This window comes from Corynebacterium sp. (genome assembly GCF_030535495.1).
In the GTDB taxonomy this organism is placed as follows: Bacteria; Actinomycetota; Actinomycetes; order Mycobacteriales; family Mycobacteriaceae; genus Corynebacterium.
Map to the genome: position 1 here is coordinate 17,431 of NZ_JAUNRW010000004.1, position 13,296 is coordinate 30,726.

At 69.3% G+C, this 13,296-nt stretch carries 16 protein-coding genes; 6 read left to right on the forward strand and 10 right to left on the reverse strand.

The features are described from left to right. On the forward strand, positions 1–1,478 hold a 1,478-nt coding region (locus tag Q4F73_RS01075), incomplete at its 5' end, for a PTS fructose transporter subunit IIC (RefSeq protein WP_303357500.1). A gap of 37 nt (positions 1,479–1,515) precedes the next feature. Continuing rightward, positions 1,516–1,782 carry an HPr family phosphocarrier protein gene (locus Q4F73_RS01080; protein WP_303357501.1) on the forward strand — a complete coding sequence of 89 codons (267 nt, stop codon included), beginning with the start codon at positions 1,516–1,518 and terminating at the stop codon, positions 1,780–1,782. 54 nt (positions 1,783–1,836) lie between these two features. On the opposite strand, the gene Q4F73_RS01085 is transcribed toward Q4F73_RS01080, so the two are convergent. The 3 genes from Q4F73_RS01085 to Q4F73_RS01095 all read right to left on the reverse strand — a co-directional run bounded on the left by Q4F73_RS01085 (position 1,837) and on the right by Q4F73_RS01095 (position 4,051). Beyond that, positions 1,837–2,205: a hypothetical protein gene (locus Q4F73_RS01085; protein WP_303357502.1), complete on the reverse strand. Its 369-nt coding sequence runs from the start codon at positions 2,203–2,205 to the stop codon at positions 1,837–1,839. Positions 2,206–2,288: 83 nt separating this feature from the next. Next, complete coding sequence (locus Q4F73_RS01090; RefSeq protein WP_303357503.1) at positions 2,289–2,753, reverse strand: GyrI-like domain-containing protein; 465 nt, start codon at positions 2,751–2,753, stop codon at positions 2,289–2,291. Between the two features lie 5 nt (positions 2,754–2,758). Then, positions 2,759–4,051, reverse strand: coding sequence for a uracil-xanthine permease family protein (locus Q4F73_RS01095; RefSeq protein WP_303357504.1), 1,293 nt, complete (start codon positions 4,049–4,051; stop codon positions 2,759–2,761). A 24-nt stretch (positions 4,052–4,075) separates the two neighbouring features. Here Q4F73_RS01095 and Q4F73_RS01100 point away from each other — a divergent pair, with 24 nt between their 5' ends. Beyond that, the gene (locus Q4F73_RS01100) at positions 4,076–4,315 is read left to right on the forward strand and encodes a hypothetical protein (protein WP_303357505.1); all 240 of its coding nucleotides are present in this window, start codon (positions 4,076–4,078) and stop codon (positions 4,313–4,315) included. On the opposite strand, the gene hflX is transcribed toward Q4F73_RS01100, so the two are convergent. The 4 genes from hflX to Q4F73_RS01120 are packed head-to-tail and all read right to left on the reverse strand — an operon-like array spanning position 4,312 to position 8,148. Next, positions 4,312–5,832 carry a GTPase HflX gene (gene hflX / locus Q4F73_RS01105; protein ID WP_303357506.1) on the reverse strand — a complete coding sequence of 507 codons (1,521 nt, stop codon included), beginning with the start codon at positions 5,830–5,832 and terminating at the stop codon, positions 4,312–4,314. The genes Q4F73_RS01100 and hflX overlap by 4 nt on opposite strands. Continuing rightward, complete coding sequence (locus tag Q4F73_RS01110; RefSeq protein ID WP_303357507.1) at positions 5,829–6,059, reverse strand: hypothetical protein; 231 nt, start codon at positions 6,057–6,059, stop codon at positions 5,829–5,831. Before Q4F73_RS01110 ends, hflX begins: the two co-directional genes overlap by 4 nt. After that, positions 6,059–7,915, reverse strand: coding sequence for a ferrous iron transport protein B (feoB, locus tag Q4F73_RS01115; protein ID WP_303357508.1), 1,857 nt, complete (start codon positions 7,913–7,915; stop codon positions 6,059–6,061). Before feoB ends, Q4F73_RS01110 begins: the two co-directional genes overlap by 1 nt. Beyond that, positions 7,915–8,148, reverse strand: coding sequence for a FeoA family protein (locus Q4F73_RS01120; protein WP_303357509.1), 234 nt, complete (start codon positions 8,146–8,148; stop codon positions 7,915–7,917). Before Q4F73_RS01120 ends, feoB begins: the two co-directional genes overlap by 1 nt. 131 nt (positions 8,149–8,279) lie before the next feature. Between Q4F73_RS01120 and Q4F73_RS01125 the strand changes: the two genes are divergently transcribed. Together Q4F73_RS01125 and Q4F73_RS01130 are read left to right on the forward strand one after the other, a co-directional pair. After that, positions 8,280–9,026 (forward strand): hypothetical protein, encoded by a 747-nt coding sequence (locus tag Q4F73_RS01125; RefSeq protein ID WP_303357510.1) that lies wholly within the window; start codon positions 8,280–8,282, stop codon positions 9,024–9,026. A 9-nt stretch (positions 9,027–9,035) separates the two neighbouring features. After that, positions 9,036–9,566 carry a hypothetical protein gene (locus Q4F73_RS01130; protein ID WP_303357511.1) on the forward strand — a complete coding sequence of 177 codons (531 nt, stop codon included), beginning with the start codon at positions 9,036–9,038 and terminating at the stop codon, positions 9,564–9,566. Here the strand turns inward: Q4F73_RS01130 and dapF are convergent. From dapF to Q4F73_RS01145, 3 genes are read right to left on the reverse strand one after another with little or no spacing between them, the layout of a single operon-like run. Then, the gene (gene dapF, locus Q4F73_RS01135; RefSeq protein WP_303357538.1) at positions 9,563–10,348 is read right to left on the reverse strand and encodes a diaminopimelate epimerase; all 786 of its coding nucleotides are present in this window, start codon (positions 10,346–10,348) and stop codon (positions 9,563–9,565) included. The two genes, Q4F73_RS01130 and dapF, sit on opposite strands and share 4 nt — an antisense overlap. Positions 10,349–10,353: 5 nt before the next feature. Continuing rightward, on the reverse strand, positions 10,354–11,262 hold the full coding sequence (miaA, locus tag Q4F73_RS01140) for a tRNA (adenosine(37)-N6)-dimethylallyltransferase MiaA (RefSeq protein ID WP_303357512.1): 909 nt from the start codon (positions 11,260–11,262) through the stop codon (positions 10,354–10,356). Then, positions 11,250–11,831, reverse strand: a complete 582-nt coding sequence (locus tag Q4F73_RS01145) for a hypothetical protein (protein ID WP_303357513.1) — start codon at positions 11,829–11,831, stop codon at positions 11,250–11,252. Before Q4F73_RS01145 ends, miaA begins: the two co-directional genes overlap by 13 nt. A 108-nt stretch (positions 11,832–11,939) precedes the next feature. Here Q4F73_RS01145 and Q4F73_RS01150 point away from each other — a divergent pair, with 108 nt between their 5' ends. Continuing rightward, entirely contained in the window at positions 11,940–13,295 is a 1,356-nt protein-coding gene (locus Q4F73_RS01150; RefSeq protein ID WP_303357514.1) for a DUF349 domain-containing protein, read from the forward strand. Position 13,296 lies beyond the last annotated feature (1 nt).

Consider the following 13,296-nt stretch of genomic DNA (forward strand, 5'->3'; position numbering starts at 1 on the left):
GCCCCACCGGCATCGCGCACACCTACATGGCCGCCGATTCCCTCACCCAGACCGCGCAGGCCCGCGAGGATGTCGAGGTACACGTGGAGACGCAGGGATCCTCGTCCACCGAGGCCCTCGACCCGGATCTCATTCGGCGAGCCGACGCCGTCATCTTCGCCACCGATGTGGGTGTGCGCGACCGCGCACGTTTCGCCGGCAAACCCGTCATCGAATCCCCCGTCAAGCGGGCCATCAACGAGCCCGCCGTCATGATCGACGAGGCCCTCGCGGCCGCCCGCGATCCGCAGGCACGGCGAGTGAGCGGAACGGCGTCGGCAGGAGAGAAGAAGCAGGAGCTGAGCTGGCCCCGACGCATCCAACAGGCCGTCATGACCGGTGTCTCCTACATGATCCCCTTCGTCGCGGCGGGCGGCCTGCTCCTCGCTCTGGGCTTCCTCGTCGGCGGCTACGACATGGCCGGCGGCTGGCAGGCCATCGCGCTGCAGCATTCCCTGGGCAATCTGCCCGGTAACGACGTGCTTGTCGACGGCGCCCCCGTCACCTTCGACCGCTCCGGTCTCGCGCTGTATCTCGGTGCGGTGCTGTTTGCCACCGGGCAGATGGCGATGGGATTCATCGTCGCGGCGCTGTCGGGTTACACGGCCTACGCCCTGGCGGGGCGGCCCGGCATCGCCCCCGGCTTCGTCGGCGGCGCCATCTCCGTGCTCATCGGCGCCGGCTTCATCGGCGGCCTGGTCACCGGCATCCTCGCGGGCCTCATCGCCTACTGGATCGCCTCGTGGAAGGTTCCCCGGATCCTCACCTCGCTCATGCCGGTGGTGATCATCCCGCTGTTGACCTCCCTGACCGTGGGCCTGCTCATGTTCCTGCTGCTGGGACGCCCGCTGGAGGGCATCATGTCGGGCCTGACCGAGTGGCTGTCGTCGATGTCCGGCTCCTCTGCGGTACTGCTGGGCATCATCCTCGGCCTCATGATGTGCTTTGACCTCGGCGGCCCGGTGAACAAGGCCGCGTACCTGTTCGCCACCGCCGGCCTGTCCACCGGTGACGTCGCCTCCATGCAGATCATGGCCGCCGTCATGGCCGCCGGTATGGTCCCCCCGATCGCACTGTCGGTGGCCACCCTCCTGCGCCAGAAGCTGTTCACCCCCGCGGAGCGTGAGAACGGCAAGTCCGCCTGGCTGCTGGGGCTGTCCTTCATCTCCGAGGGTGCGATCCCCTTCGCCGCCGCCGACCCGCTGCGTGTCATTCCCTCGATGATGGCCGGTGGCGCGGTCACCGGTGCGCTCTCGATGGCCCTTGCGGTGGGCTCCCGCGCCCCGCATGGCGGCGTGTTCGTCCTCTTCGCCATCGACCCGTGGTGGGGCTTTTTGGCCGCCGTTGTGGCAGGCACCGTGGTCTCCGCGGTGGCGGTCATCGCCCTGAAACAGTTCTGGCCCTCGCGCGCAGTGGCAGCAGCCACAGTCGATGCCTAAACTGGCCTACATCACCCCTTAGATCGAAAGGACCCCCATGGCTTCCAAGACCGTGACCGTCGGCTCCGCAGTGGGCCTGCACGCCCGCCCCGCCGCCATCGTCGCTGACGCTGCCAGCGAGTACGACGACGACATCATCCTCACCCTCGTCGGCGACGACGACGGCGAAGAGGCCGACGCCGCCTCCTCCCTCATGATCATGGCCCTCGGCGCCGAGAAGGGCGACGAGGTCACCGTCACGTCCGACAACGCTGAGGCCGTCGAGAAGATCGCCGCCCTCATCGAGTCTGATCTGGACAACTGATCCGGGTCCGACCGACGCCTCCCGACCGTGCTGGTCGGGAGGCGTTTTCTGTGTCTACTGGTAGGCGATGATGATGGCGTCGTGCCGCTGCGCGGCCTCCGCGAAGAACTTCTGCAGCGGCGGCAGATCATGGGAGTACGTCAGCTCGCCGACTTCACTGAGCGCCCGCGCGATCATGGTCACCTGCACCGGGGCCAACGCATTGCGCGTCGGCTTGTACTGCCACATCTCGCCGCCGTTGAGGGCGGGCTCAGCATGGGTGAGTACCAGATCCTCATCGAGGATGAACCATTCATCGCTCAGGCGCAGGGTGGGGTTGTCCCCTGCCTCAATGAGCTTATCGACGACCGCCACCCGGTCCGGGGTCACCGTCAGGTGGAGGTAGTCGTCCTTGGAGACGGCGAGATACACAGGAACACGCATGCCTACCGTTCTACCACCGGAGGCGGGTAACAGGTCGGTCCCACCGAGCAACCGCGTGGTGGTTTGTGACGAAAATCGCCGGATCAGGCCAAGGTGACGTAGAGGTCGGTGATCATGTCCGCCGGATCGGCCTCCGGGGAGGGTTCGGTGACGTACTCCTCCCAGCACAACGGCCCCATCTCCCGCCCCGTCGCTGTGGCCGCCTCCACCAGTTCCTGCCACGTGTTCCCGAGTGAGTCGTAAGCACCGTGGTGGCGCATCGTCAGGGCGGTGACGTCCGGAAGGTGGTGCACCAGGTCCGGGGCCTCGGCCTCCACCGCTGCGACCTGTTCTGCAGGCAGCGGAAACGCGGCCGAGACGTCCACGGTGTCTGTCAGTGGGGTGTGGTAGTAGGCGCGGGCCGGGCCGGCCGGGTGGGCTCCGGAGGCCGCCAGGACGTCACCGAGACGGGTATACACCCGGTCGAAGAACGCGGGCATCTCGGCGGTGGCAATCGTTTCGCGGATCGCGATGATCGCGTGGGCGGGGAGGCTGATTTCTTGGGTCATGCCCCTTAATTGTAGAACTTCGCGGTCTTGCCTTCACCGACGCGGATGTAGAGCCACTTGAGCAGCGGATAGGCGATGATGATGCCCGCCGAACCCCACGCGATGCCCTCCAGTTCGACGCTGCCGATGCTCAAGGTCAGGTTGCCGATACCCGCCACCAGCGCCACCGCGGCCGCCGTCAGGTTGACCGGATTGTTGAAGTTGACCTTGTTGTCCTGCCAGATGCGGATACCCAGCATGCCGATGAGCCCGTAGAGCACGATGGTCGCCCCGCCCAGCACCCCGGTCGGGATGGTGAAGATGAGCGCCCCGAACTTCGGGATGAACGCCAGGGCGATCGCGGTGGCCGCGGCCACCCAGTAGGCGGCCGTGGAGTAGACGCGGGTGGCGGCCATGACGCCGATGTTCTCCGCGTAGGTGGTGGTGCCGGAGCCGCCGAAGGAACCGGCCAGGGTGGTCGCCAGACCGTCGGCCACCAGGGCGTCACCGGCCAGATCATCGAGGTTCTTGCCCGTCATCTCCGAGACCGCCTTGACGTGACCGACGTTTTCCGCCACGAGCACGATGACCACCGGCAGCGTCACCAGAATGGCGGAGAGATGGAATTCCGGGGTGTGGAACTCGGGCAGCCCGATCCAGGCGGCGTCGCGGATGGTCTGACCCGCCCCCTCGGCGAGGCTGCCGGTGAACGTGGCGAAAAGCCAACCGACCACCACGCCGATGAGAATGCCCAGCCGGGCGACCATGCCACGGCCGGCCACGGTGCACACCAGGATGGCCACCATCGTCACCGCCGCCACCACCGGCTGCTCCTGGAAGTTGCTCGTGGCCACCGGAGCCAGGTTGAGGCCGATGAGCGCGACGATCGCACCCGTGACCGCCGGCGGCATCACCGCGTCGATCACCCGGCGCCCGGCCGCCTTGACGATGAATCCCACCGCCATGAGCACGACACCGGCCGCCAGCACGCCACCGATCTGGGCCCCGGGCCCGTACTGCTGGCTGGCGATGAGCGGAGCGATGAAGGCGAACGACGACCCCAGGTAGGAGGGCAGGCGGTTGCGGGTGATGAGCAGGAAGATCATCGTGCCCAGACCCGAGAACAACAGGGTGGTGTTGACGGGGAATCCCGTCAGGGTGGGCACGAGAAGGGTGGCGCCGAACATCGCCACGACATGCTGCATGCCGATGCCGATGGTGCGGGGCCAGCTGAGGCGCTCGTCGGGGGCGACGACCGCGCCGGGGGCAATTTTCCGACCGTCACCGTGGACGGTCCAACCGAGGCTGTTGTGGGTCACGGTTACACAGTAGCGTCGATAAGCATGGAACCCGACACCCGACCATTCGCCTTCGGCCGCGACGGCGTGCTCGTCTTCGCCACCATCGGGGCGATGCTCGCCGCCTGGTTCTGGTACGGGCAGGAGGGCGGCGGGTGGATCGCGATGGTGTGGATGCTCGCCGTGTCGTGGGTGGTGCTGTTCGTGGTCTTCTCGACGGCGCGCTGGGCCTTCAACCGGCTCTTCGCCTGGGGAGCCCGGCGTACCGGGGAGGAGGACTCCTAAGCCTCCACCCGGAACTCCGCCAGCTCCCGGGCCATGGACTGGGGCAGGCGGACGTCGATAAGCGTGCCTTCGGCGGTGTATTCCTCCGAGCGCACGGTGCCGTACTCGTGCAGGCGCGAGATGATGTCACCGCGGGTGAAGGGGACGAGCAGCTGCAGATGCGCGTCCAGGGAATTGAGGAAGAGCTCGATGCGCGCCTCGAGGTCCTTGATCCCCTCGCCGGTGGCGGCGGAGACGTAGACCGCGTCGTCGACGGCGTGGCGCAGCTCGGCGAGCACCAGCGGATCGGCCTGGTCGATCTTGTTCACCACGATCATCTCCGGCGGAGCGTCCTCGCCGGTCTCCTTGACGATGTCGTAGATGACCTTGTTGACGGCCTCGATCTGCTTGAGCGGGAAGGGGTCCGAGCCGTCGACGACGTGGAGCACCAGATCGGCGGCCAGCACCTCCTCCAGCGTCGACTTGAAGGCCTCGACGAGCTGTGTGGGCAGGTGGCGGACGAAGCCGACGGTGTCGGTGAAGACGACGGCGCGGCCGTCGGCCAGCTCGGCGCGCCGGGTCGTCGGATCGAGGGTGGCGAACAGCGCGTCCTCCACGAGCACACCGGCGCCGGTGAGCGCGTTGATGAGCGAGGACTTGCCGGCGTTGGTGTAGCCGGCGATGGCGATCTGCGGGATCGTCGACTCCTGCCGCCGCTGGCGCTTGATCTCACGGGCCGTCTTCATTCCGGCGAGCTCGCGGCGCAGTTTGGCCATGTCCTGGCGCAGACGACGACGATCCGCCTCGATGCGGGTCTCACCGGGACCACGCAGACCGACGCCGCCGTTGGAACCGGCACGGCCGCCGGCCTGGCGGGAGAGGTTGCCACCCCAGCCACGCACGCGGGTGTAGAGGTACTCCATCTGCGCCAGCGAGACCTGGGCCTTGCCTTCCTTGGACTTCGCGTGCTGGGCGAAGATGTCGAGGATGAGCATGGTGCGGTCGATGACCTTGGTGTTCAGCGCGGTCTCCAGCGCGACCAACTGGCCGGGAGAGAGTTCACCGTCGCAGACGACGGTGTCGGCGTCGGTCGCGGCGATGATGTCTTTGAGCTCATTGACCTTGCCGGAGCCGATGTAGGTGCCCGGGTCCGGCTTGTCGCGGCGCTGGTAGAGCATCTCCAGGACCTCGGCGCCGGCGGTCTCGGCCAGCGCGGCGAGTTCGGCCATGTTCGCGTCGACCTCGGCGGAGGTGCCCTCCGTCCACACCCCGACGAGGATGACCTGCTCGAGGCGCAGCTTGCGGTACTCGACCTCAGTGACGTCCTCGGCGTGGTGGGAGCGGATGTCCGTCTCGCGGGTGACGCGGCGGAAGCGGTTGCGTTCGGCCAGGTCGAGCTCGCCGACGGTGGGGGTCAGCAGGTCGGAGAGGTCCGTGCCCGGATCCTCCGGCGTCTCCGGCTGCGGGGCGTTGTCGCGGAAGGCGCGGGCGAGCAGTTCGTCGTGATTGTTGGGGTCGTTCTGGGAAAGTTCAGTCATTTCCCGCCATTGTTCCACGCGGGACCTGGGTTGAACAGCACCGGTCCGCCGCAGCCGGCCTCGGCGGGGCAGCCGGCACATCCCGCGGAGGAGCACGAGGCCGGGCGGTGGAAGTGCTGGAGCACGGCATTGACGAGGGTGCCCGGGAGCCCGGTGGCGGTAGCGATCTCCGTGGTCGTCACCGCCCCGCCCTCCACGGCGGCGCGGATCTGCGCGACGGGCCCCATCACAGCACCGTGCTCAGCAGCTGGAAGGTGGCCACCGCCAGGGCCCAGGCCACGGCGAGCTGCATGCCCACACCCGCCAGGGTCCACCGCAGGCCGATCTCGCGGCGCTGGGCCGCCAGGGTGGCCACGCACGGGGTGTAGGCCAGCAGGAACATCATGAAGGCCCACACCGCGGCGCGCGGATGCCCACCGGAGGTGTCGCGGAAATCGCGGGTCACGGCCACAGTCAGGTCCTCGTCCGGGTAGGTCTGCGCCCAGGTGGACAGGACCGCCTCCTTCGCGACGAAACCGGTGATGAGCGCCCCCGCGATCTCGCCCGACCCGAACCCGGCCGGCGCGAACACCGGGGCCACGGCCTCGGAGACGGCGCCGTAGGCGGATTCCGCCACGGGCAGGTCCTCATCGGCGAACCCGTATCCGGACACCACCGGCGTGGCCTGCAGGAGGAAGACGACGGTCACGCACGCCACGATGATGGTGGAAGCCGTCCGGAGGAATCCGGCCAGCCGCATCCAGGTCACCTGCCCCACCATGCGCGCGCCGGGGAGCTGATAGCGCGGCAGATCGATGACCAGGGGTTCGGAGCCGAAGCTGCGCCACAGCAGCCGTCGCACGAGCACCCCGACCCCGACGATGAGCAGCACGGAGATGAGGTACATCGCGAAGACGACCGTGCCCGCGTTCTCGGGGAAAAACGTGGTCGCCAGCATGACGTACACCGTCAGTCGCGCGGTGCAGGAGGCGAAAGGAATGAGCAGCGCGGTGAGGATCCGGTGTTCGCGCCTGCCCAGGATGCGGGTCGCCGCGATGGCGGGCACGTTGCAGCCGAACCCGACGATGAGCGGGATGAAGGCGCGCCCGGGCAGGCCGATGGCACGCATGACGCGGTCGGCGACGACGGCGGCCCGGGCCATGTACCCGGAGTCCTCGAGCACCGCCAGGCACAGGAACATCAACGCCATGAGCGGCACGAAGGTGAACACCATCCCGACGCCGGCGACCAGGCCGTCGACAAGCACGGCCTGCAGAAAGCGCGGCAGGGGCAGCGCGCGAAGCGCATCGGTGACGGGGCCGGTGAACAGCCCGTCGAGGCGGTCCTGGAGGGGCGCGGCGACGGTCGTTGTCGCCTGGAACACGGCCCACATCACCGCCAGGAACACCGCCGGGCCCGCGACCGGGTGCAGGGCGACGGCGTCGATTCGGTCGCTGAACGTCCGCGCTGGCTGCTCATCCACGACCCCCTCCACCACCGAGGCTATCCAGCCGAAACGCTCCTCGGCGGCGTCGAGCTCTCCGCCCCAGGGGGCCTGGCGCAGGCGGGTGGGCGGGGTGTCGAGAGCGGCGACCACGGCCGGTGCGAGATCGTCCAGTCGGCGCCGCAGGCGGGGGTTGACCGCCACGACGGGCACCCCGAGCCGCTGCTCGAGGACGGAGGCGTCGATGTCGGGTGCCAGGTCGGTCTTGGTCAGCGCGACGAGCACGCGCAGCTCGTGCTCGAGTAACTGGGAGACGAGGTAGAGGCCCCGGGCCAGGGCGGTGGCGTCGACCGCGACGAGGACGAGGTCGGGCGGGGTGCCCAGCAGCATGTCCCGGGTGAAGGCCTCGTCGGGGCTGGCCGGTTCCAGCGAGTAGGCGCCGGGCAGGTCGATGAGGTCGAGGGGCCGCCCAGCCGACCAGGTGCCACGGGCGATCTCGACACTGGTCCCCGGCCAGTTGCCCTCCTGCACGCGGGAGCCGGTGAGCGCGTTGAACAGTGTCGATTTACCCGAGTTGGGGGCGCCGACGACGGCGATGACCGGGGAGCCGGCGGGGGCCGAGCGCAGGGCCGCGTCGTGGCAGTTGCAGACGGCGGCCATTACAGCGCCGCCACGGTGAGGCGGGAGGCTGTCCGGTTGTCCAGCACGTAGCGGGTGGTGCCGACGCAGATGAGGCAGGCCCCGCCGATGGCCCGGCGGTCGAGCATGAGTTCGGCGCCGCCGAACAGGCCGAGTTCCACCAGGCGGCGTCGCACGTGGCGGGGCAGATCGGGGTCGACGGCGCACAGTTGCAGGGGGCAGCGGCGGGGGGCGTCGGAAAGCGGACAGGTCATCATGTTTCCTTGGTTCTCACATAGGGAACGGCAATGTGTTAGCCGAGCCTTACCTTACTCTCGCCTGCGTTCCGGGGGAAGTGCCGCGGGCGAATTTCTCCCCCACCCCCGCGCCGGTAGAATGAACAACCATGAGCACCGACCTGAAGAGCATCGGACTGGGTTTTGACCGCTGGCAGGACGCCGTCGAAGCGGCCATCGCCACCAACCAGCTGGTCGTCGCCGGAGAGATCCGCGGCGGACAGCTGATCCAGTTCACGGACGCCTCGGGCGCCCAGATCAACATCCTGGCCGTCGAGCCGTTCGCCACCTTCGCCGGCTTCGAGTCCGTCACCCAGACCTTCGCCCACGTGAGCATGGTCAACGACGTCCTCGCACTGTGCGAGATCGTCACCCCGGACGGCACCGTCCTGGCGTCGATCACCTGCAACCTGGCCCAGGGCCCGTTGCTTGTCGACGCCCCCACCCAGACCTGGCAGCAGGTCGGCGTCACCGCCCTCGGGCTGGAGACCACCACCTACGAATCCCCCGAGGCCTACGAGGCCGCCTCCGGCCAGATCACCGGTGAGATCGTCTCCGAGGGCGCCCAGCTGGTGACCTCCGGTTCCGGTGCCGCCGCACCGGATGCCTCCGCCTTCTTCTCCGCCCGGATCCTCGACTCCGAGTACCGCCACAACCAGCTGACCGGACAGCGCTTCATCCACGCGACCGTCGACGGCGCGTTCCCCTTCGACCTGTGCCTGCTCGACGCCCCCGAGCTGCCCGCCAAGGGCTCCGTCGTCGCCGGCACCGCGATGCTCACCGCCTCCGTGCTCTCGCCCATGTCGGGTGGCGGGTGTGGGGGCTGCGGTGGAAGCTGCGGCTGCGGCGGACACTAGGGGCCCGACATGCCCGACAGGATGCTCATCCGGCCGGAACCACCCCGTCAGAGGTGGATTCTGGCCATCATCCTCGCCGCCTGCGTGGCGGTCCTGGTGATCTTCCGCCTCCAGGGTCTGCTGCTCATCCTGCCGATCCTCGCAGTGGCGCTGCTGGTGATGAGCCGCCGCCCCGACGGTGCCGAGACCCTCGCCCTGCGCTCGTCGATCACGTTGAGTGCCGAGGACATCGAGGACATCATCGCCGAGTTCGACCGTTTCGCCGCCGGTACCGACACCGAGTCGATCGCCGACCGCACCCTGACCCGTCCGGCGCTGCTTGACCTGGACTGCCGGGATCCGGACATCGCGGCCTTCCACCACGAGTACGCCACCGCGCGCCGCTTCCTCTCGCGTCTCGACGCCCGCCTGGCCGCCGACAGCCTCGAGGTCTCCCAGCTGGAGACCCTGCTGACGGTGACGGACATGCGCGCACTGGAACTGCGGGAGGCCTGGCTGGCCGCCCGGCAGGCGGCGCAGCGCCTGGGGCCCGACTACTAGATCCGCACCTCACCCGTCGCGATGATGCGCGAGGGCCCGGTCAGTGTCGAGTGCTCCCCGGTAATGGACACCTGCACACGCCCGCCCGGGATGTGTACCGTGACCTCCCCGTCCGTCAGGCCGGCGTCCGCCAGCGCGGCGCGCGCCGCGGCGACGGTCCCGGTGCCGCAGGAACGGGTCTCCCCCACTCCGCGCTCATACACCCGCATGTGCACCGCACCGTCGTGCAGGGCGGTGAGGATCTCGACGTTGACCCCCTGCGGGAAGAAATCCCGGTCGAACTCGGGGGCGGGCAGGTCCAGCTCCCCGAGGCCCTGCGGGGTCAGCCCCGGCAGCACGCACGCCAGGTGCGGGTTACCCATGTCCACCCCCAGCCCGGCGACATTGAGTTCCCCGAGGCGGGCCGTGGACACGCCGGTGACCTCGGCCGGGCCCATGTCGACGGTGACCACGGCCTCGGTCTGAGAACACTCGCGCACGCTGACACGGCGATCGCCCGCGCGGGTGCCCACCGTGAACTCGTCCGCCTCGACCAGCCCGCGGGAGCGCAGCCAGTGGGCGAACACGCGCACGCCGTTGCCGCACATCTCCGCGATGGAACCGTCGGCGTTGCGGTAGTCCATGAACCACTGGCCGTCGACATCGACGACCCGCAGGACCCCGTCCGCCCCCAGTCCCGCGCGACGATCGCACAGGGCACGCACCTGCTGCTCGGTCGGATCGACGGTGGCGTCGATGATGATGAAGTCGTTCTCCGTGCCGTGGCCCTTGGCGAATTTGATCGTGTTCACCCCAGCAATCCTAGTGCAGCCGAGCTCGTGTTCCCGTCCGCGTCCAGCCACGTGATGCGGGGATCGCGGTGGAACCAGGAGCGTTGGCGGCGCACGTAGCGACGCGTCCCGGTGATGGTGCGCTCCACGGCCTCCTCCCAGGTCAGCTCCCCCACTCGGGCGGCAAGCACCTGGGCGTAACCGATGGCGCGCCCGGCGGTGGAGTCGGCCACCAGTCCGTGCTCGGCGACGAGGTGGTCCACCTCCTCCACCAGGCCGCGCTCGAACATCTGGTGTGTCCGCTGCTCGATGCGGGGGTTGAGCCACTCCGGTCGCGTGCGTAATCCAAGGATGCGGGTGCCCCAGCGCGGGGGCGCGTTCTTGGGCGGCTGGGAGGCCTGGAAGGGCTGGCCGGTGAGCTCGATGACCTCCAGCGCACGAACGGTCCGGCGGGGATCCTGGTCCTCGATGATGGCGGCGGCCGCGGGATCGACCTCGGCGAGTTCGGCGTGCAGGGCCGCGATGCCGATCTCCGCCAGCCGTGCCTCATAGCGGGCACGCACCTGCGGGTCGGTGGGCGGGAACTGCCAGTCATCGAGGAGGGCCTGCACGTAGAGCATGGAACCGCCCACGAGGATCGGCACCTTCCCGCGGGCCATGATCTCCTCCACGTCCGCCACCGCATCGGCCTGGTAACGCGCGACGGAGGCGGTCTCGGTGACCTCCCACACGTCGAGCTGGTGGTGCGGGATCCCCTCGCGCTCCGGGAGGGCAAGCTTCGCGGTGCCGATGTCCATGCCGCGGTAGAGCTGCATCGAATCGACGTTGACCACCTCGCCGCCGAACTCGTGCGCCAGCGCCAGTCCCAGCGCCGACTTGCCCGAGGCCGTCGGGCCGACCACCGCGATGGGGCTTACATCTGCCATGCTGCCACGTACCTTCCTACCCCGTGAGAGGTGTCTGCCTCTAAGAGTTCCGCGTGCCGGGGACGCAGCGCGGCGATCTCGACCCATAGCCCGGGTTCTACGATCCCGGCTTCGTGAGGCATCTCCCCCGCCGCCTCGCCGGCCAGCACCGCCCGACACCACCGGTCAGCCGCCGGTGCCTGCGGAAGTAGCGCCAGGGGGGCGCGCTCAGTGAGGCCCGCGGAGCCGTCCACCGCGACCAGTGTCAGGGCCGCGGGATCGATGGCGCCCAGTTCCCCGCGGACCTCCACGACCCGCGACGCCGCCTCCGCCACTACGTAGCGCTGCACCAGCTCCGGCAGAAAACGCCCCTGCCCCACCGTGACCTGCGGCGCTCCCCAGGCACGGAAGGAGCCCTCCACGCCCGTCTCCCACCGCGGATCCCGCGAGGAGACGAGGTGGATGGGGGCGGTGGTGGCGTCGATAAGCGACCGCAACCGGGCCACCATCTGCGCGCCCACGGCGTCGCGCGGCGCCAGCTCGGCGACCAGAGCCGGCGAGGCGGGCATGACGACAAGGTTGGGGCTCACCCGGCACATCCTACTGACTCCTGCTGACAGGCCCGATCGCAGCGCGGTATGTTAGTTGGAGCACTATCGGCAGCCGTGACGCGCGGCATGAAGCAAAGGACCTCCGACATGACCGACTCCCCGACGCCGTCCCCCACGCCCGGCCCGAAGCCCGGCCCGGGACCGAAGCCGGGTCCTCTGCCCGGCGGACACCGTCCCACTCCTTCCCCGCGCCCGGCCGCCCCGGTAGCCGCCCGCCCGCCGAAGAACGACCCCGCCCGCTGGGGTCGCGTCGCTGACGACGGCACCGTCTTCGTCACGACCGCCGACGGCGAGCGGGAGATCGGCTCCTGGCAGGCCGGCACCCCCGAGGAAGGTCTGGCCCACTACGGCACCCGCTTCGATGACCTGGCCACCGAGGTCGAGCTGCTCGAGGCACGCCTCAAGGCGCACCCGGACGACGCCAACTCCATCAAGGAGGCCGCCGGACACCTGCGGGAGACCCTGCCCGAGGCCGCCGTCATCGGCGACATTGCCGGGCTGGACAAGCGTCTGGCGGACATCATGGAGCACTCCGAGGCCGCTGGCGAGCAGGCCAAGGCCGACCGCGCCCAGCGTCGCGAGCAGGCGATTGCCCGCAAGGAGGCCCTGGCGGGTGAGGCGGAGGAGCTGGCCGAGAACTCCACCGACTGGAAGGGCGCCGGCGATCGGCTGCGCGCCATCCTCGAGGAGTGGAAGACCATCCGCGGCATCGACCGCAAGACCGATGACGGCCTGTGGAAGCGCTACTCGCGGGCGCGTGACGCCTTCAACCGCCGCCGTGGTTCCCACTTCGCCGAGCTCGACCGGGGCCGCGCCGCCGCCCGCCGCGCCAAGGAGGCCCTTGTCGAACGAGCCGAGGCCATCAAGGACTCCACCGACTGGAACGAGACCGCCCGCGACTACCGCGACCTGATGAAGGAGTGGAAGGCTGCCGGCCGCGCTCCGCGCGACGTCGACGACAAGCTGTGGGAGGCCTTCCGCGCCGCCCAGGATCACTTCTTCAACGCCCGCAACGCCGTCAACGCCGAGCGTGACAAGGAGTTCGTCGCCAACGCCGAGGCCAAGGACGCTCTGCTGGCCGAATACGACTCCCAGATCGACCCCGCCAAGGGTCTCGACGGAGCCCGCGCCAAGCTGCGTGAGCTGCAGGAGAAGTGGGACGAGATCGGCTACGTCCCCCGCAACCAGGTCCGCGAATACGAGGACAAGATCGGGGCGGTGGAAAAGCGCGTCTCCGAGGCCGAGGAGTCCCAGTGGCGCCGCACCGACCCGGAGGCCCAGGCCCGCGCCCAGCAGTTCCTGGACAAGGTGGACGACTTCACCGCACAGGCCGAGGCCGCCGAGGCCAAGGGCAACACGAAGAAGGCCGAGAAGCTGCGCGCCCAGGCCACCCAGTGGCAGGAGTGGGCCGACGCCGCCGCCAAGGCAGTCGAGGACCTCTAGT